Here is a 24230-nt window from a genome sequence, read left to right as displayed (position 1 = left end):
GATCCTCCAGCACCTTGCTATCGAGCGGTCGCCCCTTGGGACACCTCGGCAGAGTCCCGGGACGGTTCGCCAGCCGCGATGGCATTCAATCACTTACCGGCAGGCGTGCACGACGCCTTGGCCCCATTGTCCGTCACGCCAGTGACACACTCGGTGCCAATGGCCAAGAATCACCGATCCGATCGATCCCCGGCAGACGCCGTGTCCCGCCTCGCGCCGGGCACGCTGCTGGACCGGCTCGCCTCCGGACCGAGCCGGGTTTCGCGCATCACTCATACGGAGCACTTGCCCCCGCGAGAGGGCCGCCATGCCGTCTGGCCGGACCGGATCCGCGCGGAGGTCGTCGCCGCCGTGCGGGACGCCGGCATCGAGCACCCCTGGGCCCACCAGGCGCTCGCCGCCGAGCACGCTCTGGACGGCGATTCGGTGGTCGTCGCCACGGGCACCGCGTCGGGCAAGTCGCTCGCCTACCTCGTCCCGGTGCTGTCCTGTCTGCTGGACGGCGCCGAGGCCCCGAACGGACGTGGCGCGACCGCCCTGTACCTGGCCCCCACGAAGGCCCTTGCGGCGGATCAGTGCCGGTCGGTGAAGGAACTTTCACAGCCCCTGGGCACGGCCGTCCGCCCCGCTGTGTACGACGGCGACACACCGCCCGAGGAACGCGAATGGGTACGCCAGTACGCCAACTACGTCCTGACCAACCCCGACATGCTGCACCTCGGCATATTGCCCTCACATCCGCGCTGGTCCTCCTTCCTGCGCGCCCTGAAGTACGTGGTCATCGACGAGTGCCACACCTACCGCGGCGTCTTCGGCTCCCACGTCGCCCAGGTCCTGCGCCGCCTGCGCCGCCTGTGCGCCCGCTACGGCTCCTCTCCCGTCTTCCTCCTGGCCTCCGCGACCGCCGCCGAGCCTTCGGTCGCCGCCCGCCGCCTCACCGGCCTCCCGGTGGTCGAGGTGGCGGACGACGCCTCCCCGCGCGGCGAACTGGTCTTCGCCCTGTGGGAACCGCCGCTGACCGAGCTCCACGGCGAGAAAGGTGCGCCCGTTCGGCGTACGGCGACCGCCGAGACCGCCGACCTGCTGACCGATCTGACCGTGCAGGGCGTGCGCTCGGTCGCGTTCGTCCGCTCCCGCCGCGGCGCCGAGCTGATCTCGGTGATCACCCAGGAGCGGCTGGCCGAGGTCGACCGCTCTCTTGCCCGGCGCGTGGCCGCGTACCGCGGCGGCTACCTTCCCGAGGAACGCCGCGCCCTCGAACGCGCCCTGCACTCCGGAGAGCTCCTCGGCCTCGCCGCCACCACCGCCCTCGAACTCGGTGTCGACATCTCCGGCCTGGACGCCGTCCTCATCGCCGGCTACCCGGGGACGCGGGCGTCGCTGTGGCAGCAGGCGGGCCGCGCCGGTCGCGCGGGGCAGGGCGCCCTCGCGGTCCTGGTCGCCCGCGACGACCCGCTGGACACGTTCCTCGTCCACCATCCCGAGGCCCTCTTCGACCAGCCGGTGGAGTCCACGGTGCTCGACCCGGACAACCCGTACGTCCTCGCACCGCATCTGTGCGCGGCGGCCGCCGAGTCCCCGCTGACGGAGGAGGACCTGGAGCTGTTCGGACCCGCGTGCGCCGAGCTGCTGCCGCAGCTGGAGGCCGCGAGACTGCTGCGCCGCCGGACCAAGGCCTGGCACTGGACACGCCGGGAGCGGGCCGCCGACCTCGCGGACCTCCGCGGGCAGGGCGGCCGCCCGGTCCAGGTCGTCGAGGCCGGCACCGGACGGCTGCTCGGCACGGTCGACGCGGGCGCAGCGCACACGACGGTGCACGAGGGCGCGGTCCATCTGCACCAGGGCCGTACGTACCTGGTGCGGTCACTCGACTTGGAGGACTCCGTCGCCCTGGTGGAGGAGGCCGATCCGCCGTATTCGACGGTCGCCCGCGACACGACCTCCGTCTCCGTCCTGGAGACGGATCTCGAGGTGCCCTGGGGCGAGGGCCGGCTCTGCTACGGCTCCGTCGAGGTCACCAACCAGGTCGTCTCCTTTCTGCGCCGACGTCTCATCACCGGCGAAGTGCTGGGCGAGACGAAACTCGACCTCCCCCCTCGTACGCTGCGCACGCGCGCCGTGTGGTGGACGGTCACCGAGGACCAGCTGGACGAGGCCCGGATCAGCCCGGAGATCCTCGGCGGTTCCCTGCACGCCGCCGAACACGCCTCGATCGGCATGCTCCCGCTCTTCGCCACCTGCGACCGCTGGGACATCGGGGGCGTCTCCGTACCGCTCCACCCGGACACCCTTCTGCCCACGGTCTTCGTGTACGACGGCCATCCGGGTGGCGCGGGCTTCGCGGAGCGGGCCTTCCGCACGGCCCACACCTGGCTGGCCGCCACCCGCCAGGCCATCGCGTCCTGCGAGTGCGAGGCCGGCTGCCCGTCCTGCATCCAGTCCCCCAAGTGCGGCAACGGCAACGACCCACTCCACAAGAGGGGCGCCCTACGACTCCTCACGGTGCTGCTGCGGGGGGCGCCGGCGGTTCCGCCGGGCCCGCCCTCGCCCTCACCTCGGCAGTGAAAGGGCCGGAGACCGACGCCACCGTGACATCGGAGATCTCACCCGCGACGACGCACCGCACGAGCCGATCACCCTGGGCCACCGCCACTTGGCCCGCTCTCGCACACGCCGCTTCACCTCCCTCCATCCAGTGGTCGGCGGCCGCGAGAGCGGCCAGGTCGGCCGCAGCGGCCGCACGGTGACGGGCCAGCACGGCCTGCCCCTGCGCCAGTAGTACGGCGAAGACGGCGCAGAAGGCTCCGATCAGGCAGACGACCCAGACGGTCGCCGAACCGCGGTCCGGGCGGAGGCCCGCCGCGCGGGCCCCCCGGACGCCCTCCGCACGGGCGTTCAGTGCCGCGAGCAGCCCGAGCGGGGAGCGGACACCGCCGCCGGACCGGCGCACCCCTGCCGACCCGGGGTCCCCCGCCGACCCGGGCTCCCCCGCCGACCCGGGGTCCCCCGCCGACCCGGGGTCCCCCGCCGACCCGGGGTCCGCCGGAGACCCCCGCCGGGACACCACCCCTCGCCCGCCCGTCATCACCCGCTGGTCCACCGGCCCACGCCGGTCCCTCACACCCCGCCGTAGGTCCGCCGGCCCACGCCAGCCTCTCGTCCCCCGCTCGCCCACCGACCCGCGCATGTCCGTCACCCCCTCATCCACCGGTCCGCCCATGTCCGCCCCGTCCCCCTCCGCCACTCATCCACGACCCCGCTCACACCCCTTCATCGGTTCGCACCCGCCCATCGGTTCACATCGCCTCACGGATTCACCCCCACCGTGTCCTCCGCCATTGCCACAGCCTCGTGACGCAGTTCGAGAGGCAGCGCGGCCGGGCCCGGTGGGTGGGCGACCACCACCACATGCACCAGGTCGCCCTGTCGGCTCACCGTGACCCTCGCCCCGTCCGGCGCCGCCTGCCGCGCCACTCTCCGGACCACGCCGGCCGGCTCCTGCCGGGCCGCGGCCCGGGCCCCCGCCCGGGCCGCGTCCACGCACTGGATCTGCGCGGACGCGGCCAGCAGGGCCCACACGAGGGCCATCGCGAAGAGCACCAGGGCGGGCAGGGCGACCGCGGCCTCCGCCGTCACGAACCCTCGGTCCCGGCCGCGATCCCCTCCCCGGCGCGTCGACGAGCCGTCACATCCGGACACCGAGAGCCCGCTTCACGATGTCCTGAAGTTCCGCGCTGACCTGCCCGCTCGTCAGCACCTTGTAGAGAACCGCCGCGAAGGCCACCGCGGCGATGATCCCGACCGCGTACTCGGACGTGACCATGCCCGAATCCCGGTGCACCGCCGACCGCACTCGGCGCACCAGCGCCCGCATCCGAGCCCGTACCCCTGCCGCCTTGTTCATACCAACCCCCGTCAGTTGACGTTCCTTGCCGTGCCTTGACCTGTTCGAATCGTTCGATCGCCGTTTGTCACATCTCCTCCGCCGTCAGTCGCCACCTCCTCCCAGAAGCCCGCCCGCGAGCCCGATCACCACGGGCAGCACCCCGACCGCTATGAAGGCCGGCAGGAAGCACAGCCCGACCGGGGCGGTGACCATGACCCCCGCGCGACGCGCACGAGCCGTCGCCGTACGGCCCGACTCGGCGCGGGCCTCCGCCGCAAGGCGACCGACCGACGCGGCCGCCGGTACACCGGAATCACCCGCACGTTCGAGGAGACGTGCCAGTGCCCCGGCACCCGGGAGGGAGGCGAGCCGCCGCCAGGCCTCGGCCGGTTCGCCACCGAGCCGCACCTCGGCCGCACCCCGCGCCAGTCGCTCCCCGACCGGCCCTCGCAGCGCCTCGCCCACCGCCTGGGCGGCCGACACGGGGCTCGCCCCGGCCGCGATGCACGCGGCCAGCAGGTCGGCGGCCAGGGGCAGTTGGCGGGCCGCCACGGCGGCGTCGTACTCCTGCGTGAGGCGGTCGCGCTCCTGCCGGGCACGCCATCGCGCCACGCCGACCCCGGTGGCCAGCCCGACCACCGCCCCGCCCCACCCCCCGATCAGCACCCAGCCGGCCCACGACGCCGCCAGGCCCGGCAGCCACCGCTGTGGGACGTGCCGAGGCAGTCGCAGCCCGGCGCGCCGTCCGGCAGCCGGCGTCTCGCCAAGCCACCGCCCTCGGCCCAGCCCCTCACTCCGCCACCGCCCCCCGCGCCGCCACCGCAGCCCATCCGGCGCCGCGCCCCGCCGCTCGGGCAGTGCACCGCCCGCCCCAACCCTCGACCCCAGCGGGCCCTGGGGCGCGCCGCCGCTCAACAGAAGCGCCCCCAGCCGCCACCGCACCCTCCGCTCGCGCCGCGTGACGGCGAGGATCCAGGCCGACCACCACAGCGCCGGAACCCCGAACAACACCCACAGCCTGTGGACAACCCCGGCGCTCATGCCGCCTCCGCCCCCCGCACGATCCGCAGGGCCCACCACAGCCCCGCGCCCTCCAGCACGCCACCGGTCACAAGGCAGGCCAGCCCGGCGCCCGTATGCAGCAGCACATGGAGCGGGTGGGCGCCGAGGGCGGTGCCCAGCAGCAGACCGAGGACGGGCAGCCCCGCGAGCAGGACCGCCGTGGAGCGGGCGCCCGCCAACTGGGCGCGCAGATCCGCTCGTTGGTCGCGCTCGGCGCGCAGGGCCGCCTCCAGCCGGTCGAGTCCGGCGGCCAGGCCGGCACCCCGGTCCACGGCCACCCGCCAGCAGGCCGCGAGCCCCGACAAGCCATCGGCCCCCGGCTGCCGTGCCGCGACCGCGAGCGCACCCGGCACGTCCCCGCCGAACCGTGCCGCCGCCAGCACCGCCGCCTGGGCTTCGCCGAGTCCTCCCGAGTCGCGGGCGGCCCGCAGCAGCGCCTCACCCGCCTGCCGTCCCGCGCGCACCTCCCCGGCGAGCGACGCGCACAACGCGATCACGGCCTCACCGCGCCTCTCCCGTACCTGGCGTGCCTCCCGCGCCCGCCGCACCCTGCGCAGCACGGGTACGCCCACGGACCCCATCAGCAGGGGCAGCACGGACGCGCCGAGCACGGCGACGAGCGCGCTCACCGCGAGCGGCCACCATTCGGCCGACAGCCGCCGCATCCGCCCGAGGATCCGTCCCCAGGGCGGCGGTCCGCCCCCCGCCGCCGCGCCGCGGCCCGCGAACAGCCCCCGGGCACGCTGCGGCCCCGTATGCGCGCCGCTCATCATCCAGGCCGCCACGCCCGCGCACACCAGCCCCGCAGCGACCGGCATCCGACCGAATCCCGTCACAGCCATCCCCTCCCGTCACCCTTCCGCCGCTTCCATCGCCTGCATCGCTTCCATCGCATTCCGGACTCGCTCCCGTCACCTTCCGCACTCGCTCCCCCTCGCCTTCCGCACTCGCTCCCGGCGCCTCAGTGGTCACCCGGATCGTCATGTGGGCGGTCACTCGGATCGCCTCCAGCGCTTCCGTGCCTCAGCAGCTCGCGGAACCGCTCCCAGCCCCGCTCGCGCCTGAACGCCTCGGGCCCCCAGCGCAACGCCGGAACCGTCACCACCAACCCCGACGCGTCCCGTTCCAGCACATGCACCTCGGCGATCCGACGGCGTCCCGTCCGGTCGCGCACGAGGTGGAGAATCACCGACAGGGCGGCTGCCAGCTGGCTGTGCAGGGCGGCCCGGTCCAGGCCCGCGGCCGTGCCGAGCGCCTCGAGCCGGGCGGGCACCTGCGCGGCCGCGTTCGCATGGAGAGTTCCGCAGCCGCCCTCGTGTCCGGTGTTCAGCGCGGCCAGCAGGGACACCACCTCAGGGCCGCGCACCTCTCCGACGACGAGCCGGTCGGGTCTCATCCGCAGCGCCTGGCGCACCAGGTCCTGGAGCTCGACGAGGCCCACACCCTCCTGGTTCGGGGGCCGCCCCTCCAGGCGCACCACATGCGGGTGATCGGGGCGCAGCTCCGCCGAGTCCTCGGCCAGCACGATGCGCTCCGTCGGCCCCACCACGCCCAGCAGGGCGCTCAGGAGCGTTGTCTTGCCCGTTCCGGTGCCTCCGCTGATCACGTAGGAGAGCCGGGCCGCGACCAGCGCCCTCAGCACACGATCCCCGCCCGGGGGCACCGCCCCGGCCGCCACCAGTTCGTCCAGGGTGAACGCCCGCGGCCGTACGACCCGCAGGGACAGGCAGGTGGAGCCGACCGCGACCGGCGGCAGCACCGCGTGCAGCCGGGTGCCGTCCGGAAGCCGGGCGTCGACCCATGGTCTGGCGTCGTCGAGCCGCCGCCCCGCCACGGCGGCCAGCCGCTGCGCGAGGCGTCGTACGGCCGCCGCGTCGGGAAAGGACACCGCCGTCAGCTCGAGTCCGCCGCCCCGGTCCACCCACACCCGGTCGGGTGCCGACACCAGGACGTCGGTCACGGACGGATCGGCGAGCAGCGGTTCCAGGGGGCCGCTGCCGACCAGTTCGGAGCGCAGCTGCCGGGCCGCGCCCAGCACTTCCGCGTCTCCGAGCACCCGTCCCTGCTCACGCAAGGCCTGCGCCACGCGCGCGGGAGTCGGCTCCGCGCCGCTCTCCACCAGCCACTGCCGCACTCCGTCCAGCAGCCGTGCGCGTTCACCGTTTCCGTCCGCTCGCTCGGGCTCCGCGCCCGTCCGCTGACCGACCTCCGCGCCGCGGTCCGTCCGCACCACGGTCTCCCAGTCCGTGCTCATCGTCACTCACCCGCCTCGGCCAGCGCGCGCTCCCAGAACGCCGCACAGAACCGGGCGAGCGGCCCCCGCGCCGCTCCCCCTGGCGGTACGGCACCGTCCCTCGGCGGTGGCTCGTGCGGCACTTCGCCGAGCAGCGGCAGTCCCAGCAGCCGCGCCACCTCGCGGTCGTCGAGTCCCGGCGCGTACGGCCCCCGCACCGCGATCCTCAGGTCGCCCAGGACCATGCCGACGGCCGACGCCACCCGCCGCGCGGCCGCGATCGCTCGTAATTCGGCGGGGATCACCAGCACCCCGACATCCACCTGGGCGAGGATTTCGGCGGCCCCCTCGTCGACGCGGCGCGGAAGGTCGACGACGACCGTGCCGCCTCGCCGCCGGCAGGCGGCGAGGACCGCCCTGACCGCCTGGGGCGGGACGGACACGGTGTCGCCGCGGTCCCAGCTGAGCACCCGCAGGGCGTGCAGTTCGGGCAGCGACTCCTCCAGGGCGCCACCACCGACGCGTCCGCGGGAGGCGGCGAACGCCGGCCAGCGCAGCCCCGCCGTGGTCTCCCCGCCGAGGAGTACGTCGAGTCCGCCGCCCAGCGGATCCGCGTCCACGAGCAGCGTGCGCCTGCCCTCACGTGCGGAGGTGACGGCCAGTGCGCAGGCGAGCGTGGACGCACCGGCCCCGCCGCGACCGCCGATCACGCCGACCGTGAGCGCCGGGCGTCCGACCCCTTCGGCCACGTCGGCGATACGGTCGACGAGCCATCGTTCACCGTCGGGCAGCATCAGGACGTGGTCGGCGCCGATCTCCACGGCGCGCCGCCAGACCCCGGAATCGTCCTGATCCCGCCCAACCAGCACCACCCCGCGCCTGCGCGCGGCCCCGCGCACACGGCGCACCGCGTCGTCGCCGACGATGACGAGCGGTGCCGCCTCCCAGCCGCCCCGGCGCGCCGGAAGCCCTGGATGAACCTCCGGTCTGGCGCCTGCGGCCGCGCACAGCCGCAGCAGGTCGTCGAGGAGTTCGGCGTCCTCGGTGACGATCAGCGGTCCGCTCCGCCGCTCCTCGGCGACGTCCGGCCCGACGTGTGTGATGGCTCCCGCCACGATCTCCAGCCCCCTTCGCTGCTGCTTCCGCCCGGTCCGCGAGGTCACTGGGGCCCCGCGCTTCCCGCTCGTATGAAGAACCGGCAACCGGCTTGCATATGAACGGCCGATACGAACCGGCCATACACGCCCGACAAACCCGGACGGGCCATGAACTCGCCGCCGGTGGGACGCGTTGGAATCACGGTGCGGCCATCCCGGAAATCATGTGGATCTTGGTCGATAACTGTGGACAACTCAGTGATTGTGAATATCGCCTTCACTCCCGCCGGTGGGGGCGGGGAGCTTCCACAGAGCAGCACGACGGCTACGCAGGGTGACAGGCTGGGGGTACACTGAGGCCAGGGCGACCAGACGGCCCGACGGCCCGCGGGCCGCACCACACAGAGGGAAAAACCCACCCGGACATGCGACGACCCCCGCCGGGGGGGAGAGCGGGGGTCGTCCCCACGGCCGACTCGGGGGGGGAGGAGTCGGACCGGGTTAGCACGGTCGCGAACGATCCGTGACTTCCATGGTGTACCCGAGAGCCCTCTCAGGCAAACCCACGCGCCCCACCTTACGCCGAATGGTGGGCGCATATGCTCAGGCCCGTGGAAAACCACTCCTTGCCCCGCACGGCGGCCTTCTTTGATCTGGACAAGACGGTCATTGCGAAGTCGAGCACGCTCACCTTCGGCAAGTCCTTCTACCAAGGCGGACTGATCAACCGCCGGGCCGCGTTGCGCACCGCATACACCCAGTTCGTGTTCCTGGCGGGCGGCGCCGACCACGACCAGATGGAGCGGATGCGCGAGTATCTGTCCGCGCTGTGCCGTGGCTGGAACGTCCGGCAGGTCAAGGAGATCGTCGCCGAGACGCTCCACGAACTCATCGACCCGATCATCTACGACGAGGCCGCCTCCCTGATCGAGGAGCACCACACCGCCGGCCGCGACGTGGTGATCGTGTCCACATCGGGCGCCGAGGTGGTGGAACCGATCGGCGAGTTGCTCGGCGCGGACCGCGTGGTGGCCACCCGCATGGTCGTGGGCGACGACGGCTGCTTCACGGGCGAGGTGGAGTACTACGCCTACGGACCGACGAAGGCGGAGGCGATCAAGGAGCTCGCCCAGTCCGAGGGATACGACCTCGCGCGCTGCTACGCCTACAGCGACTCCGCGACCGATCTGCCGATGCTGCAGTCCGTCGGCCACCCGCACGCCGTCAACCCGGACCGGGCCCTGCGGCGCGAGGCACTCGCGCGCGGATGGCCGATTCTGGACTTCCACCACCCGGTCCGGCTGAAGCAGCGGCTGGCCGTACCGCCACGGCCGGCCCTGCTCGCGATGGCGGCCATAGGCGCGGCCGCGGCCACCGCGGGGCTCGTGTGGTACACGAGCAGACGCCGCCCACCGGCCGTATGAACGCCCGGCGCGCGGGACGCGCAATCGGCGCCCGATTCAGACCTCTTTGCGCGTAAAAGTAAAGAACTGCATGAGGGGGTTCCGCTCGTCCCGGCCCAGGAGTACAAAGGGTTTAGCGGCCCGCGAGACCAAAGGAACACCCGAAGGGATTGCCTTTAAACACGCAACTGGCCCACGGACCGAGCATGAACGCCGAGCACCCACGCGACGTCGACCCGTCGATTACGGGCCAGCCGCACCAGGCGCGGGCAACAGTTCCCCGCCTGATGGGCACATATCGAGGACGCTTGGTAACCCGGTGAACATGCCAGCGGCGGTACGAGTCCTCGTACCGCCGCAACCACGTGGCAAAAGGCCCTCGGGGGAGGGCCTTTTCTCTTGCCTGGTGCCTGGGGACGACTGCCTGGTGTCTGGGGACGACGCCGGCTACGCCGCCCCGCGCTGCAGCGCCTCACAGACCGCGGTCGACTCGCGAACCCCCAGCTCGACCGCCTTTCCGCAGTGCGCGATCCATGCCGCCATGCCCTCGGGGGTGCCGGACGCATAGCCGTCGAGCGCGGCGACATAGGCCGCGCGGCCCAGCTCCGCGTGGCCGACCTCGGCGGAGCAGACCGCCTTCGGGTCGAGACCGCTGCCCACGAGGACGATGCGCTGGGCCGCACGCGCGACCAGGCCGTTGTGGGAACCGAAGGGACGCAGGGCGAGCAGCTCCCCGTGGACGACGGCCGCGGTCACCAGGGCGGGGGCCGCACCGCCCGCGATGATCAGCTGGGAGAGTCCCTCCAGACGGCCGGAGACCTCCGCCGCATCCGGCAGCGGCAGCTCCACCAGCGGCTCGTCGACCGGCTCCCCCTCCTGCCGAGGGCGCCCCACACGGGGATCGGAGTCCGCGGCGGCCACCAGATGCAGCCGCGCCAGCACCCGCAGCGGCGACTGCCGCCAGATGGACAGCAGCTGCCCCGCCTCGGCGGTCAGCCTGAGGGCGGCACCGACCGTCCGGGCCCCGTCGTCACCGCTGAAGTCGGTACGTCGGCGCACCTCCTCAAGAGCCCAATCGGCCCCGGACAGCGCCGCCGAACCGCGTGCGCCGCGCAGCGCCGCCTCTGAGGTGATCTCGTTGCTGCGGCGCCGCATGATCCGGTGCCCGTAGACCCTGTCCACGGCCTTGCGCACGGAATCCACGGACTCGGCCACGCCGGGCAGCTCGGCCAGCACGGCCAGCGGGTCGGCGGTCGCACCTGTCGTACTCATGAGTACGACACTACGCACCCGCGCGCCCCCTCCCTCGAAGGAGTGGCCTTCTTCACGTCGGTTGCAACGCAGAGCCACCATGCCACTACGCTTGGTGAACATGAAAATTGCTTTCGTCGGGAAGGGCGGCAGCGGCAAGACGACCCTGTCGTCCCTTTTCATTCGCCATCTCGCGGCCACCGGAGCGCCCGTCGTCGCGATCGACGCGGATATCAACCAGCACCTCGCGGCCGCCCTGGGACTCGACGAGGACGAGGCCGCGGCGCTGCCGGCCATGGGGGAACGGCTGAGGCTGATCAAGGACTACCTCCGGGGCTCCAACCCGCGGATCGCCTCCGCCGAGACGATGATCAAAACGACTCCGCCCGGCGAGGGCTCACGGCTGCTGCGGGTACGGGAGAACAACCCGGTGTACGACGCCTGCGCACGCCCGGTGGAACTCGACGGCGGCGTCGTCCGTTTGATGGTCACCGGCTCCTTCACGGACGCCGACCTGGGCGTCGCCTGCTACCACTCCAAGACGGGAGCGGTGGAGCTGTGTCTGAACCACCTGGTGGACGGCCGCGACGAGTATGTGGTGGTCGACATGACGGCCGGCTCGGACTCCTTCGCCTCGGGCATGTTCACCCGCTTCGACATCACGTTCCTCGTCGCCGAGCCGACCCGGAAGGGGGTCTCCGTCTATCGCCAGTACAAGGAGTACGCCCGGGACTTCGGGATCGTCCTGAAGGTCGTCGGCAACAAGGTTCAGGGTCAGGACGACATCGACTTCCTCCGCGCCGAGGTCGGCGACGACCTGCTCGTGACGGTCGGGCACTCGGACTGGGTGCGCTCCATGGAGAAGGGCCGTCCGCCCCGGTTCCAGTTTCTGGAGGACGCGAACCGGCGCTCCCTGCGCGTCCTCCAGGTCGCCGCCGACGCCACGTACGACCTACGGGACTGGGAGCGGTACATGCGCCAGATGGTGCACTTCCACCTGAGGAACGCGACCAGTTGGGGCAACGAACGCACCGGGGCCGACCTGGCGGCTCAGATCGACCCGGGGTTCGTCCTCAGGGAGGGTCTGGTGGCCGCCGTGTAGAGGCGACGGCCGCCCCGCCTACGGCCTCATCGGCGGCGCCCCCGGGGCCCCTTTCGGTTCCGGGGCGGGGCTGGCCGCCAGGAAGGACTCCCAGCCTTCCTCGGGGGCCTGGCCCACCTTCAGCGTGCGCAGCTTCCGCAGGACCCGCGGGTCCTGTGCGTCCAGCCAGTCCACCAGCTGATGGAAGGAGACACACCGCACCTCGGGCTGGGTGCAGACCCGCTCGACGACCTCCTGGACGGCGCGCATGTACGTGCCGCCGTTCCAGGACTCGAAATGGTTGCCGATGACCAGGGGTGCCCGGTTCCCGTCGTACGCGCGCTGGAAGCCCTGGAGCAGTCCGTCGCGCAACTGGTCACCCCACTCCGCGAACTTGTCGGGATCGCCCTGGGTCCGGGCGCCCGACTGGCCGGCCATGAAGTTGTAGTCCATCGTCAGCTGCTCATGGGAGTGCCCGGGAAAGGGTACGAGCTGCATCGACAGTTCCCACAGGCCCTCCTTCCTCCCGGGCCAGACCTGGTTGTCGACCCCGGAGGCGTCATAGCGGAAACCCAGGTCGCGGGCCGCCTTCACAAAGTTCTTCCGTCCCTCCCGACAGGGCGTACGGGCGCCGATGAGCTCCTTGTCGTAGTCGAAGGGCAGCGGGGGCTCTTTCTGCAGATCCGCGTTGGTCTTCCAGGACTTCACGAACTCCTTGGCCTGGGTGATCTCGTCCTTCCACTCCTCGACCGACCACTGGCCGACCCCTCCGTCGGGGCCGCAGAAGTGGCCGTTGAAGTGCGTGGCGATCTCATTGCCCTCCAGCCATGCGAGGCGCAGCTGCCGGGCGGTGTCCCTGATTCCCTGCGCGTCGTTGAATCCGATGTCCGAGCGGCCCGGGGAGTGCTGGGGCGGCCGGTACAGGTCGCGCTTTTCCTCGGGCAGCATGTACACGCCACTCAGGAAGTACGTCATCGTCGCGTCGTTGGCCTTGGCGACCTTGCGGAAGTGCGAGAACAGCTTCCGGCTGTCCTCACCGGCCCCATCCCAGGAGAAGACCACGAACTGCGGTGGCTTCCGGCCGGGCCTCAGCCGCTCGGGACCGGGGAGATGCGGCTGCATGCCGGTGTAGGCGGTGGAGCCGTCACCGATCAGGCGAACCGCACTCCCCGGCGCCGGGGCACCGGGAGCCTTCATCTCATCCTGACGGTAGGCGGTCCTGCCGGCCGAACAACCGCCGAAGACGGTGGCGCAGGCCGCGGCCAGTGCGGCGCCCGCTGCGATCCTCTGGTTGGCGGCCATCTTCCGCCCACCTTCTTCCTTTCGGCCGGGGCCACGCAGCTCGCGTGTCCTGCGCTGCGGCGGCGGCCCTCTCGCTGCGGCGGCAGCCCGCCTCGACGCGCAGCCCGGCCAAAGTCGCATGGGAGGTCGGCAGAATTTGTATGACAAGCCGATGAAATTGCCAATCCACTCTGAAGAGTGATTTGTTGCGCCATTTGATCCCATATGGGATAACTTTCCTTTACTTTGCATTACGCTCCATTTACCGAGTGTTGAAACATCCCGCCGCTGTACGCCGTGACCCACGGCCGCGCCCCGCCCCCGGCCCGTCGGCCGGGCCCCCATTCCGCGACCGCGCCGCCCCGGAGGAGACGGGAACATGCCTGCCTGCGTCCCCACCCGCGCCACCGACTCGCCTCGGACCAAGCGCGTACACCAGCCCCACAGCCCACCGCCGTCCCGGCCGCCCCGCCGCTTCCGCGTCGCGAGCGCCGATCTGTCCGCCTCCATCGCGGTCTTCCTGATCGCCCTCCCCCTGTCCCTCGGCATCGCCCTCGCCACCGGTGCCCCGCTCCAGTCCGGCCTCGTCGCCGCGGCCGTCGGCGGACTCGTCGCCGGCCGGCTCGGCGGCTCCCCGCTCCAGGTCAGCGGCCCGGCCGCCGGACTCACCGTGGTCACCGCCGACCTCATCCACCGCTACGGATGGCGTACGACCTGCGCCATCACCGTCCTCGCCGGCCTCGCCCAAGTAGGCCTCGGCTGCCTGCACGTGGCCCGTACGGCCCTTGCGGTCAGTCCCGCGATCGTGCACGGGATGCTCGCCGGCATCGGCGTCACCATCGCCGTCGCCCAGCTGCACATCGTGCTCGGGGGCACCCCGCACAGCGCCGTCCTGGACAACCTGCGGGCACTGCCCGCCCAGTTGGCACACCTTCATCCGGCCGCCGTGTCGGTCAGCGCACTGACCCTGGTCCTGCTGTTCGTCTGGCCGCGGCTGCCCGGACGGGCGGGACGTCTCCTGCGCAGGGTCCCGGCCGCGCTTGTCGCCGTCACCGGGGCCACCACGGCCGCCTCGCTCGCCGGGCTCACGCTGCCGAAGGTCGATCTGCCGTCCTGGCGCAGCCACGCGATGGCCGGGCTTCCCGAGGGCCCCCTGCCCGGTCTCGCCGCCGCCGTCCTGACCACCACCCTGGTGTGCAGTGTTCAGTCGCTGCTCGGCGCCGTCGCCGTGGACAGACTGGCAGCGGGGCGCCACCCGCACCCCGGCCGCTCGGACCTGGACCGCGAGCTGCTCGGGCAGGGTGCCGCGAACGTCGTCTCCGGAGCGCTCGGCGGACTGCCGCTCGCGGGCGTCGCCGTGAGAAGTTCGGCGAATGTCCGATCCGGCGCCGTCAGCCGGAACTCCACGATGCTGCACGGCGTTTGGGTAGTAGTGGCCGCGCTGCTGATGGTCCCGGCGCTCGAGCTGATCCCCCTCGCCTCACTCGCCGCGCTGGTGATGGCCGTCGGCATCCAGATGGTCTCCCTGCACCACATCCGCACGGTCACCCGCCACCGAGAAGTGCTGGTCTACGTCGTCACCACGCTCGGCGTCACCCTCCTGGGCGTCCTTCAGGGCGTGACCCTGGGCGTCGCCGTAGCCGTCGCCGTAGCCCTGCACCGCCTCACCCGCACCCGTATCACCCAAGAGGACAGGAAAGGAGTCCATCACGTACGAGTCCGAGGACAGCTGACCTTCCTCGCGGTGCCGCGGCTCAGCCGGGCGCTGCACCTGGTGCCCGCCGGGGCGGCCGCCGTCGTGGAGCTGGACGGATCGTTCATGGACCACGCGGCGTACGAGTCCCTCCAGGACTGGCAGCGGACACACCTTGCGCAGGGCGGCACGGTGGCTCTCACCGGCCGCGCGGGAAACCGGGCCGCGGTTCCCACCCCGGGCGCCCCCGCGGTCGACGAGAAGGAGCCCGTGGAGGCATCCGCGTGCCGGTGCCGGCCCTGGACGCCGTGGCGCAACCACCAGTGCGAGCGGCCGGCCGTGCCGCCCGGCAGCCATCCGGGCGGGCCGGCCACCGGGTCCGGGCCGAGCGGGCTGCAACTCGCGCGCGGAATCAGCGCCTTCCAGCGGCACACCGCGCCTCTGGTGCGCGGCGAGCTGGCGCGTCTGGCACGTGAGGGACAGCGACCGTCACAGCTCTTTCTGGCCTGTGCCGACTCACGGCTTGTGACATCGATGATCACCTCCAGCGGTCCCGGCGACCTGTTCGTCGTCCGCAACGTCGGCAACCTCGTGCCGCTGCCCGGCGCGGAGCGGGGGGACGACTCGGTGGCGGCCGCCATCGAGTACGCCGTGGACGTCCTGAAGGTGCACTCCATCACGGTGTGCGGGCACTCCGGCTGCGGCGCGATGCAGGCGCTGCTCGCCTCGGAGCCAGGCGATGCGCGGACCCCGCTCGGGCGGTGGCTGCGCCACGGGGTGCCCAGTCTGGAGCGGATGGCCGACGAGGAGCGGCCCTGGGCCCGTATCGCCGGGCGGGAGCCGGCCGACACGGCGGAACAGTTGTGCCTGACCAATGTGGTGCAACAGCTGGAGCACCTGAGGGCGCACGAGTCGGTGGCCCGGGCACTCGACGAGGGCGCGCTCGAGCTGCACGGCATGTACTTCCACGTGGGCGAGGCACAGGCGTATCTGCTCGCCGAGTCCCAGGACGGCGATGTCTTCTCCCGGGTGGGGGCTGCGGAGTACGCACGCCGCCCGGCATGACGCCGGGGTGATGCGGCCCCGGTCCCGGACCGGGCGCCGGATCGCCGGGCCAGGGGCCGGAGGCGGCAGGCCGGGCCAGGCGCCGGATCCCCGGGCCAAGGGCCGGAGACAGCAGACCGGGCCGGGCGCCGGATCGCCGGACCAGGGGCCGAAGGCAGAGAGCCGGACCAGGCGCCGGATCGCCGGACCAGGGGCCGGATCCCCGAGCCAAGGGCCGGAGACAGCAGGCCGGGCCAGGCGCCGGATCCCCGGGCCAAGGGCCGGAAGCCCGGGCCAAGGGCCGGGAGCAAGGCTCGGACCACCGGGCCCGGGGCCGCCACCGAGTGAACCGGGACGGCGAGGGCCACGTGACCTTGGGCAGACCTGTCGTGCACCCCCATGCGGACACGACAGGTCTAAACCAATTTTCCGTCGGCCCTTGTCACCGAGCCCCCCGGTCTGGTGAGCTGTGGCCCGGGACACAACGGACACCCCGGGAAAACACCCGACGGACACCCCGGGAAAGGGAGATGTCGTGAGCAACGAAAGCCTGGCCAACCTGCTCAAGGAAGAGCGCAGGTTCGCGCCCCCCGCCGACCTGGCCGCGGGCGCCAACGTCACGGCAGAGGCGTACGAACAGGCCAAGGCTGACAGGCTCGGCTTCTGGGCCGACCAGGCCCGCCGGCTGACCTGGGCGGTGGAGCCCACCGAGACCCTCGACTGGTCGAACCCGCCGTTCGCCAAGTGGTTCAAGGACGGCAAGCTCAATGTCGCGTACAACTGCGTCGACCGGCACGTCGAGGCGGGCCACGGCGACCGCGTCGCCATCCACTTCGAGGGCGAGCCAGGCGACAGCCGCGCCATCACCTACGCGGAGCTCAAGGACGAGGTCTCCAAGGCCGCGAACGCGCTGCTGGAGCTGGGGGTCCGCAAGGGCGACCGGGTCGCCGTCTACATGCCGATGATCCCGGAGACGGCGATCGCGATGCTGGCCTGCGCCCGTATCGGCGCCGCGCACTCCGTCGTCTTCGGCGGCTTCTCGGCGGACGCGCTCGCCACCCGCATCCAGGATGCCGACGCACGCGTGGTCATCACCTCCGACGGCGGCTGGCGGCGCGGCAAGCCCTCCGCCCTTAAGCCTGCCGTCGACGAGGCGATCGAGCGCGTGGACAACGTCGAGCATGTGCTCGTCGTCCGCCGCACCGGCCAGGAGGTCGCCTGGACCGAGGGCCGGGACGTGTGGTGGCACGAGATCGTCGAGCGGCAGTCCGCCGAGCACACGCCCGAGGCGTTCGAGGCCGAGCACCCGCTGTTCATCCTGTACACGTCCGGTACGACGGGTAAGCCCAAGGGCATCCTGCACACCTCCGGTGGCTACCTCACCCAGGCGTCGTACACCCACTGGGCGGTCTTCGATCTCAAGCCGGAGAGCGACGTCTACTGGTGCACCGCGGACGTCGGCTGGGTCACCGGTCACTCGTACATCGTCTACGGGCCGCTGGCCAACGGCGCGACCCAGGTCATGTACGAGGGCACGCCCGACACGCCGCACCAAGGACGGTTCTGGGAGATCGTGCAGAAGTACGGGGTCACGATCCTGTACACGGCGCCCACGGCGATCCGCACGTTCATGAAGTGGGGCGACGACATCCCCGCCAAGTTCGATCTCAGCAGCCTCCGCGTCCTCGGGTCTGTCGGCGAGCCGATCAACCCCGAGGCATGGATCTGGTACCGCAAGCACATCGGCGCGGACCGCACGCCGGTGGTGGACACCTGGTGGCAGACCGAGACCGGCGCGATGATGATCTCGCCGCTGCCGGGCGTGACCGACGCCAAGCCGGGTTCGGCGCAGCGGCCCCTGCCGGGCATCTCCGCGACCGTGGTCGACGACGAGGCGAACGAGGTGCCCAACGGGGGCGGCGGCTATCTGGTGCTCACCGAGCCGTGGCCGTCGATGCTGCGCACCATCTGGGGCGACGACCAGCGGTTCATCGACACGTACTGGTCGCGGTTCGAGGGCAAGTACTTCGCCGGGGACGGTGCGAAGAAGGACGACGACGGGGACATCTGGCTCCTCGGGCGTGTGGATGACGTGATGCTCGTGTCAGGGCACAACATCTCCACCACCGAGGTGGAGTCGGCGCTCGTGTCGCATCCCGCCGTCGCCGAGGCGGCCGTGGTCGGCGCGGCGGACGAGACGACCGGTCAGGCGATCGTCGCCTTCGTGATCCTGCGCGGCACGGCGTCCGAGGACGAGAGCCTCGTGGGCGAGCTGCGCAACCACGTGGGCGCGGCGCTGGGCCCGATCGCCAAGCCGAAGCGGATCCTGCCGGTGGCGGAGCTGCCGAAGACCCGCTCCGGGAAGATCATGCGGCGACTGCTGCGCGATGTCGCGGAGAACCGTGAACTCGGGGACGTCACGACGCTGACCGACTCGACGGTGATGCACCTGATCCAGGCGAAGCTGCCGGCGGCTCCGAGCGAGGACTGAGCACCCTCACGACCGACAGGACGCCCGGCACTCCGCCGGGCGTTTTGTCGGCCTGATCCCATTGATCCGAAAGGTGGGCCCCAGATCGTAAGGGTCCGGTAAAGTAACCAGCTCAAGGTGTGCCGGGAAGTCTGGTCGGCAAGCCGTCCGTGAGCTCGCGTGACGGTGATCGGCTTGTCCTGCCCGACCGGAGGTTTCCACCGTGGCCGCGCCCCGCACCCGTAACCACACGTTCCTCGGACGGCTCTCCCTGCCCGAGCGGACCTTTGTCGCGGATGCGCTGCGCACGGAGACCCTCGGCGGTGTGCTGCTCCTGCTGGCCGCGGTCGCCGCGCTGATCTGGGCGAACGTACCCGCGCTCCACAGCAGCCACGAGAGCGTCGGCCAGTACCGCTTCGGGCCCGCCGCCCTCGGCCTCGACCTGTCCGTCCGGCACTGGGCCTCCGACGGGCTCCTCGCCATCTTCTTCTTCGTCGCCGGGATCGAACTCAAGCGCGAACTGGTCGCCGGTGATCTGCGGGATCCGCGTGCCGCCGCGCTCCCCGTCGTCGCCGCGCTGTGCGGCATGGCCGCGCCCGCGGCCGTCTACGGCCTCACCAATGCCGCAGGCGGAGGATCGTTCGCCGGCTGGGCGGTCCCCACGGCCACCGACATCGCCTTCGCGCTCGCGGTCCTCGCGGTCATCGGCACCTCGCTGCCGTCGGCCCTGCGGGCCTTCCTGCTCACACTCGCCGTCGTCGACGACCTGTCCGCCATCCTGATCATCGCCGTCTTCTTCACGGACCGTCTGAATCTCCCGGCCCTCGGCGGCGCTTTCGCCGGCCTCGCGGTCTTCTGGGTGCTGCTGCGCAAGGGGGTCCGCGGCTGGTACGTGTACGTTCCGCTCTCGCTGGTCGTCTGGGGGCTGATGTACAACAGCGGCGTCCACGCCACCATCGCCGGCGTCGCCATGGGGCTCATGCTGCGCTGCCACCGCCACGAGGGCGAGGAGCACTCCCCCGGTGAGCGCATGGAACATCTCGTACGGCCCCTCTCGGCCGGTCTCGCGGTTCCGCTGTTCGCCCTGCTGAGCGCGGGCGTCACGGTCTCTGGAGAGGCGCTCGGGGACGTGTTCTCCAAGCCGGAGACACTCGGCGTCGTGCTGGGTCTGGTCCTCGGCAAGGCGATCGGCGTCTTCGGCGGCACGTGGCTCGCGGTCCGCTACACCCGGGCCTCGCTCAGCGAAGGCCTCGCCTGGGCCGATGTGTTCGCCGTCGCTTGCCTGGCCGGTATCGGCTTCACCGTCTCGTTGCTCATCGGCGAACTCGCTTTCGAAGGCGATCCGGCGCTCGCGGACGAGGTCAAGGCCGCCGTCCTCACCGGGTCGCTGATCGCGGCCCTGTGCGCGACCACGCTGCTCAAGATCCGCAACGCCAAGTACCGCGCCCTGTGCGCGGAGGAGGAACGCGACTAGGACCTGGACGGTGTTCCCGACGTCTGCGTGCAGGACGACCCGCCCTACCACCTGCGGACGGCCGAGATCCACGAGCGCAAGGCCGCCGGGCACCGCAGGCTCGCCGCATTCGGGACCGCCACACTCGGGGCCTTCGCACTCGGGACCGCCGCGCCCAGGACCACCTCGGCCGGACACCGCCCGGTCCTGGAAGCGGGACACCGCCCGGGCCGGATACGGCTCGCCAGGCCGACGCCCGCAACGACTGGCCGAGTTGAGGCCGGAACGGCACGCTTGCCGAAGTGGCGGGCGGGGCAAGCGGGGAGAACGGCCGTCCGGCATGATCTGACACATCCACACAACTCCGCGATGTCTGCGGAGTAGACACGCAGAGAGCAGGGAGACCGCGATGAGCGCACCCGACGGAAACCCGGTCGGCGCCGAACGCAGCATCGGCCAGCTGTTCGCCTCGGCGACGACCGAATTGTCCGCACTGGTGCACGACGAGATCGCGCTGGCCAAGGCCCAGCTCAAGCGGGACGTCAAGCGTGGCGCGACAAGCGGAGGCGCGTTCTCGGCCGCGGGCGCCGTGCTGCTGTTCTCCCTGCCCATGCTGAACTTCGCACTGGCCTACGGGATCCGGACCTGGAGTGGCTGGAACCTGGCCGTCTGCTTTCTGCTCTCCTTCGCGGCGAACGTGGTGGTCGCGGGACTCCTCGGGCTGATCGGCCTGGTGTTCGCAAAGAAGGCCAAGAAGGGCAAGGGTCCGCAGAAGGTCGCCGCGTCGATGAAGGAGACGGCGGGCGTCCTCCAGCACGCCAAGCCGCACCCCCGCCAGCCGCACCCGACCGACAAGGCGGCCGAAGCTGTGGCACGCTCGTCCTCATGACGGACCCCGCCCCCCATTCGGCGCAATCCACCTCGGTCGTACGGCTCGACGTTCCCGGCGGGAGAGAGGTGACGCACCGGGACGTCGCGGCCAACGGCGCGCGCTTTCACATCGCCGAGCTGGGCGACGGGCCCTTGGTGCTGCTTCTGCACGGCTTCCCGCAGTTCTGGTGGGCCTGGCGGCACCAGTTGGTGGCGCTCGCCGAGGCGGGCTTCCGCGCCGTGGCGATGGACCTGCGCGGGGTCGGCGGCAGTGACCGCACCCCACGCGGCTACGACCCCGCCAACCTGGCGCTCGACATCACCGGGGTCGTCCGCTCCCTGGGCGAGCCCGACGCGGCGCTCGTCGGCCACGATCTGGGCGGGTACCTGGCCTGGACGGCGGCCGCCATGCGCCCCAAGCTCGTAAGGCGGCTCGTCGTCTCCTCGATGCCGCACCCACGGCGCTGGCGTTCGGCGATGCTCGGCGACGTCAGGCAGACGGCCGCAAGCTCCTACATCTGGGGCTTCCAGCGGCCGTGGATCCCCGAGCGCCGGCTGACCGCCGACGACGCCGCCCTGGTCGGCCGGCTGATCCGGGACTGGTCGGGGCCGCGGCTGCCGGACGACGAGGTCGTGGAGGCCTACCGCCGCGCCATGTGCATCCCCTCGACGGCGCACTGCTCCGTCGAGCCGTACCGCTGGATGGTGCGCTCGCTGGCCCGGCCCGACGGAATCCAGTTCAACCGGCGCATGAAGCGGCCCGTGCGGGTGCCGACTTTGCATCTGCACGGCTCACTGGATCCCGTCATGCGGACGAGGAGCGCGGCGGGTTCGGGCCAGTACGTCGAGGCGCCGTACCGCTGGCGGCTGTTCGACGGGCTGGGGCACTTCCCGCACGAAGAGGACCCGGTGACGTTCTCCACCGAACTGATCAACTGGCTCAAGGACCCCGAGCCCGACCGCTGACCCGCCGCCGTCGGCGCGCGCCCGACCACGCCTCGAACCCGTTCGGTGACCGTGCGCATGCGCCCCGTACTCCGGACGGGAACGGCTGTTCCACAACCGGCCACATGCCCGCCGCATAGGCCAATTGAGGGCCCGGAAGGCGGTTATCGACCATGGGGCAGGGGCAGACGTCGGGGTATGGGCTGGACGCACGACTACAGTGACGCAGCACGCGACCGCCGCTCGGCCACCGCGCCGGGCACCCACCAGCGGGGCGCCTCGCAACTACAGGGCACGGACCCCCGGGTGGGGATCCCGCACATTCTGCGCCGCCGGGCCCGTTGGGTCTCGGTACGACTGCGTCACACGCGCGGTTGACCGCGCGGGCCCGCAAGCGGCCCGCCCGGTGCTCCGGCGTCACAGTGCGCAGCTGTCGCTGTCCACCTGCTGATTCGCCGTACGACCCCTGGCGATGTCCTGCCGGACCTCGTCGGCGGTGAGCGCGTACCCCGTGTCGGCGTCGTCGAGGGACTTGGCGAAGACCACCCCGTAGACCCTGCCCTCGGGGGTCAGCAGCGGGCCGCCGGAGTTCCCCTGGCGGACGGTCGCGTACAGCGAGTACACATCGCGGCGGACCGTGCCCCGGTGGTAGATGTCCGGGCCGTTGGCCGTGATACGGCCGCGGACGCGCGCGGGCTGGACGTTGTACGACCCGTTCTCCGGGAAGCCCGCGACGATCGCGCCGCTGCCGCCGGACGCGTCCGTGGACGTGAACCGCAGCGCCGGCGCCTTCAGGTCGGGGACGTCGAGTACGGCGATGTCGCGCCGCCAGTCGTAGAGCACGACCTTCGCGTCGTACTTCCTGCCCTCGCCGCCTATCTGGACGGTGGGCTCGTCGACGCCGCCGACCACGTGCGCGTTGGTCATGACACGGCGGTCACCGAAGACGAAGCCGGTCCCCTCGAGGACCTTGCCGCAGCTCTGCGCGGTGCCCATGACCTTGACGATGGAGCGCTGCGCGCGGATGGCGACGGGACTGGCCGCGAGGGCCGGGTCGGGCGGCTGGACCTCGGTGATGGGTTCGTTCACGAACGGGCTGAAGACCTGCGGGAAGCCGTTCTGCGCGAGCACCGAGGAGAAGTCCGCGAACCAGGTGTCCGCCTGCGCGGGCAGGGCGCGGGAGACTCCGAGGAGCACCTTGGAGCCGCGCACCTCCTTGCCGAGCGTGGGCAGCGTCGTACCGGCGAGGGCGGAGCCGATAAGCCAGGCGACCAGGAGCATCGCCACCACGTTGACGAGCGCACCGCCCGTGGCGTCCAGGGCGCGGGCCGGGGACCAGATGATGTACCGGCGCAGCTTGTTGCCGAGGTGGGTGGTCAGGGCCTGGCCGACGGAGGCGCAGACGATGACCACGACCACGGCGACCACCGCGGCGGTCGTGCTCACCTTGGCGCCGTCGGTGGCGCTGTCCCAGATGACCGGGAGCAGATAGACCGCGACGAGACCCCCGCCCAGGAAGCCGGTCACCGAGAGGATGCCGACGACGAAGCCCTGGCGATAGCCCACGATCGCGAACCACACGGCGGCGACCAGCAACAGGATGTCCAGCACGTTCACTGCTTGTAGCCTCGCCTCGTCACTTTCCGGTCGCCGTCATCCGGCCGGAGGGCCGGCCCGTAGCGCGGTGGCAGCGGGACACAGCATCCCCCGGAAGACCACAGCACGGAGGCAACCTTGTCATGAGCGCCAGTCGAGCGGGACCTGCTTGTCGCGGTCCCAGGGGCGCTCCCAGCCCGCGTAGTGCAGCAGGCGGTCGATGACTCCGGCGGTGAAGCCCCAGACAAGGGCGGATTCGACCAGGAATGCCGGACCTCGGTGGCCGCTGGGGTGCAGCGCGGTCGCTCTGTTGGCCGGGTCCGTGAGATCCGCCACGGGAACGGTGAAGACGCGCGCCGTCTCGTTCGGATCGACGACCCCCACCGGGCTTCTCTCGCGCCACCAGCCGAGGACGGGCGTCACCACGAAGCCGCTCACCGGGATGTACAGCTTGGGGAGCACACCGAAGAGCTGGACGCCGCCCGGGTCGAGCCCCGTCTCCTCCTCGGCCTCGCGGAGGGCGGCCCGCAGCGGCCCCTCGGCCTTCGGGTCGCCGTCCTCGGGGTCGAGCGCGCCACCGGGGAACGAGGGCTGCCCCGCGTGCGAGCGCAGGGAGCTGGCGCGCTCCATCAGCAGCAGCTCGGGGCCGTGGTCGCCCTCACCGAAGAGGATCAGTACGGCCGACTGGCGCCCCGCGCCGTTCTCCGGCGGCAGGAAGCGGCTGAGCTGGAGCGGCTCGACGGTCCGGGTGACCCCGACGACCGGGTCGAGCCAGCCGGGCAGGCCCTCCGTGCTCAGCCGCAGTCGCTTGCTGTCCGTCTCGCTCATGTGGCCCATATCACTCGCGCGCGTCATCGCCACCCCC

The 24230-nt window shown here is 71.9% G+C and carries 19 protein-coding genes and 1 pseudogene; 9 read left to right on the top strand and 11 right to left on the bottom strand.

The window, feature by feature from the left end; translation table 11 throughout:
• The first annotated feature begins 78 nt into the window (after positions 1-78).
• Entirely contained in the window at positions 79-2565 is a 2487-nt protein-coding gene (locus tag ABZ876_RS06585; protein ID WP_361775199.1) for a DEAD/DEAH box helicase, read from the top strand.
• Here the strand turns inward: ABZ876_RS06585 and ABZ876_RS06580 are convergent.
• The 7 genes from ABZ876_RS06580 to ssd form a co-directional block, all read right to left on the bottom strand.
• Positions 2498-2899, bottom strand: a complete 402-nt coding sequence (locus tag ABZ876_RS06580) for an Rv3654c family TadE-like protein (protein WP_361775600.1) — start codon at positions 2897-2899, stop codon at positions 2498-2500. The two genes, ABZ876_RS06585 and ABZ876_RS06580, sit on opposite strands and share 68 nt — an antisense overlap.
• 407 nt (positions 2900-3306) lie before the next feature.
• A complete protein-coding gene (locus tag ABZ876_RS06575; protein ID WP_361775196.1) occupies positions 3307-3636 on the bottom strand; it encodes a TadE family type IV pilus minor pilin in 330 nt (109 codons plus the stop codon).
• Positions 3637-3685: 49 nt separating this feature from the next.
• Positions 3686-3904, bottom strand: a complete 219-nt coding sequence (locus ABZ876_RS06570; protein WP_361775193.1) for a DUF4244 domain-containing protein — start codon at positions 3902-3904, stop codon at positions 3686-3688.
• Between the two features lie 84 nt (positions 3905-3988).
• Positions 3989-4927 (bottom strand): type II secretion system F family protein, encoded by a 939-nt coding sequence (locus tag ABZ876_RS06565; RefSeq protein WP_361775190.1) that lies wholly within the window; start codon positions 4925-4927, stop codon positions 3989-3991.
• Positions 4924-5790, bottom strand: coding sequence for a type II secretion system F family protein (locus ABZ876_RS06560; RefSeq protein WP_361775187.1), 867 nt, complete (start codon positions 5788-5790; stop codon positions 4924-4926). Before ABZ876_RS06560 ends, ABZ876_RS06565 begins: the two co-directional genes overlap by 4 nt.
• A gap of 119 nt (positions 5791-5909) precedes the next feature.
• Positions 5910-7094 carry a TadA family conjugal transfer-associated ATPase gene (locus ABZ876_RS06555; protein WP_361775597.1) on the bottom strand — a complete coding sequence of 395 codons (1185 nt, stop codon included), beginning with the start codon at positions 7092-7094 and terminating at the stop codon, positions 5910-5912.
• A 110-nt stretch (positions 7095-7204) separates the two neighbouring features.
• Positions 7205-8296, bottom strand: a complete 1092-nt coding sequence (ssd, locus tag ABZ876_RS06550; RefSeq protein WP_361775184.1) for a septum site-determining protein Ssd — start codon at positions 8294-8296, stop codon at positions 7205-7207.
• Between the two features lie 581 nt (positions 8297-8877).
• On the opposite strand from ssd, the gene ABZ876_RS06545 reads away from it, so the two are divergent.
• The gene (locus ABZ876_RS06545) at positions 8878-9702 is read left to right on the top strand and encodes an HAD-IB family hydrolase (RefSeq protein WP_361775181.1); all 825 of its coding nucleotides are present in this window, start codon (positions 8878-8880) and stop codon (positions 9700-9702) included.
• A gap of 426 nt (positions 9703-10128) precedes the next feature.
• Here ABZ876_RS06545 and ABZ876_RS06540 read toward each other — a convergent pair whose 3' ends face one another.
• Positions 10129-10953 carry an oxidoreductase gene (locus ABZ876_RS06540; protein WP_361775179.1) on the bottom strand — a complete coding sequence of 275 codons (825 nt, stop codon included), beginning with the start codon at positions 10951-10953 and terminating at the stop codon, positions 10129-10131.
• A 100-nt stretch (positions 10954-11053) separates the two neighbouring features.
• Here ABZ876_RS06540 and ABZ876_RS06535 point away from each other — a divergent pair, with 100 nt between their 5' ends.
• Positions 11054-12034, top strand: coding sequence for an ATP-binding protein (locus ABZ876_RS06535; protein WP_361775177.1), 981 nt, complete (start codon positions 11054-11056; stop codon positions 12032-12034).
• Positions 12035-12052: 18 nt separating this feature from the next.
• Here ABZ876_RS06535 and ABZ876_RS06530 read toward each other — a convergent pair whose 3' ends face one another.
• On the bottom strand, positions 12053-13315 hold the full coding sequence (locus tag ABZ876_RS06530) for a hypothetical protein (RefSeq protein ID WP_361775175.1): 1263 nt from the start codon (positions 13313-13315) through the stop codon (positions 12053-12055).
• Between the two features lie 358 nt (positions 13316-13673).
• On the opposite strand from ABZ876_RS06530, the gene ABZ876_RS06525 reads away from it, so the two are divergent.
• The 6 genes and pseudogenes from ABZ876_RS06525 (at position 13674) to ABZ876_RS06500 (ending at position 22147) form a co-directional block, all read left to right on the top strand.
• Complete coding sequence (locus ABZ876_RS06525) at positions 13674-16052, top strand: bifunctional SulP family inorganic anion transporter/carbonic anhydrase (RefSeq protein WP_361775173.1); 2379 nt, start codon at positions 13674-13676, stop codon at positions 16050-16052.
• 514 nt (positions 16053-16566) lie between these two features.
• Positions 16567-18522 carry an acetate--CoA ligase gene (acs, locus tag ABZ876_RS06520; RefSeq protein ID WP_361775171.1) on the top strand — a complete coding sequence of 652 codons (1956 nt, stop codon included), beginning with the start codon at positions 16567-16569 and terminating at the stop codon, positions 18520-18522.
• Between the two features lie 202 nt (positions 18523-18724).
• Positions 18725-20080, top strand: a pseudogene (nhaA, locus tag ABZ876_RS06515) (Na+/H+ antiporter NhaA); the annotation flags it as partial.
• A gap of 283 nt (positions 20081-20363) precedes the next feature.
• Positions 20364-20843 (top strand): phage holin family protein, encoded by a 480-nt coding sequence (locus ABZ876_RS06510; protein WP_361775169.1) that lies wholly within the window; start codon positions 20364-20366, stop codon positions 20841-20843.
• Entirely contained in the window at positions 20840-21790 is a 951-nt protein-coding gene (locus ABZ876_RS06505) for an alpha/beta hydrolase (protein WP_361775167.1), read from the top strand. The genes ABZ876_RS06510 and ABZ876_RS06505 overlap by 4 nt, the downstream gene beginning before the upstream one ends.
• 177 nt (positions 21791-21967) lie before the next feature.
• Positions 21968-22147 carry a hypothetical protein gene (locus ABZ876_RS06500; protein ID WP_361775164.1) on the top strand — a complete coding sequence of 60 codons (180 nt, stop codon included), beginning with the start codon at positions 21968-21970 and terminating at the stop codon, positions 22145-22147.
• Between the two features lie 39 nt (positions 22148-22186).
• On the opposite strand, the gene ABZ876_RS06495 is transcribed toward ABZ876_RS06500, so the two are convergent.
• Both ABZ876_RS06495 and ABZ876_RS06490 read right to left on the bottom strand, forming a co-directional pair.
• On the bottom strand, positions 22187-23386 hold the full coding sequence (locus ABZ876_RS06495) for a MarP family serine protease (RefSeq protein ID WP_361775161.1): 1200 nt from the start codon (positions 23384-23386) through the stop codon (positions 22187-22189).
• Positions 23387-23506: 120 nt separating this feature from the next.
• Positions 23507-24220 (bottom strand): CoA pyrophosphatase, encoded by a 714-nt coding sequence (locus ABZ876_RS06490; protein WP_361775158.1) that lies wholly within the window; start codon positions 24218-24220, stop codon positions 23507-23509.
• Between the last annotated feature and the right edge of the window lie 10 nt (positions 24221-24230).

Source organism: Streptomyces sp. NPDC046931, assembly GCF_040644655.1.
Classification (GTDB): Bacteria; Actinomycetota; Actinomycetes; order Streptomycetales; family Streptomycetaceae; genus Streptomyces.
This window is presented reverse-complemented; position numbering and strand designations above follow the sequence as displayed.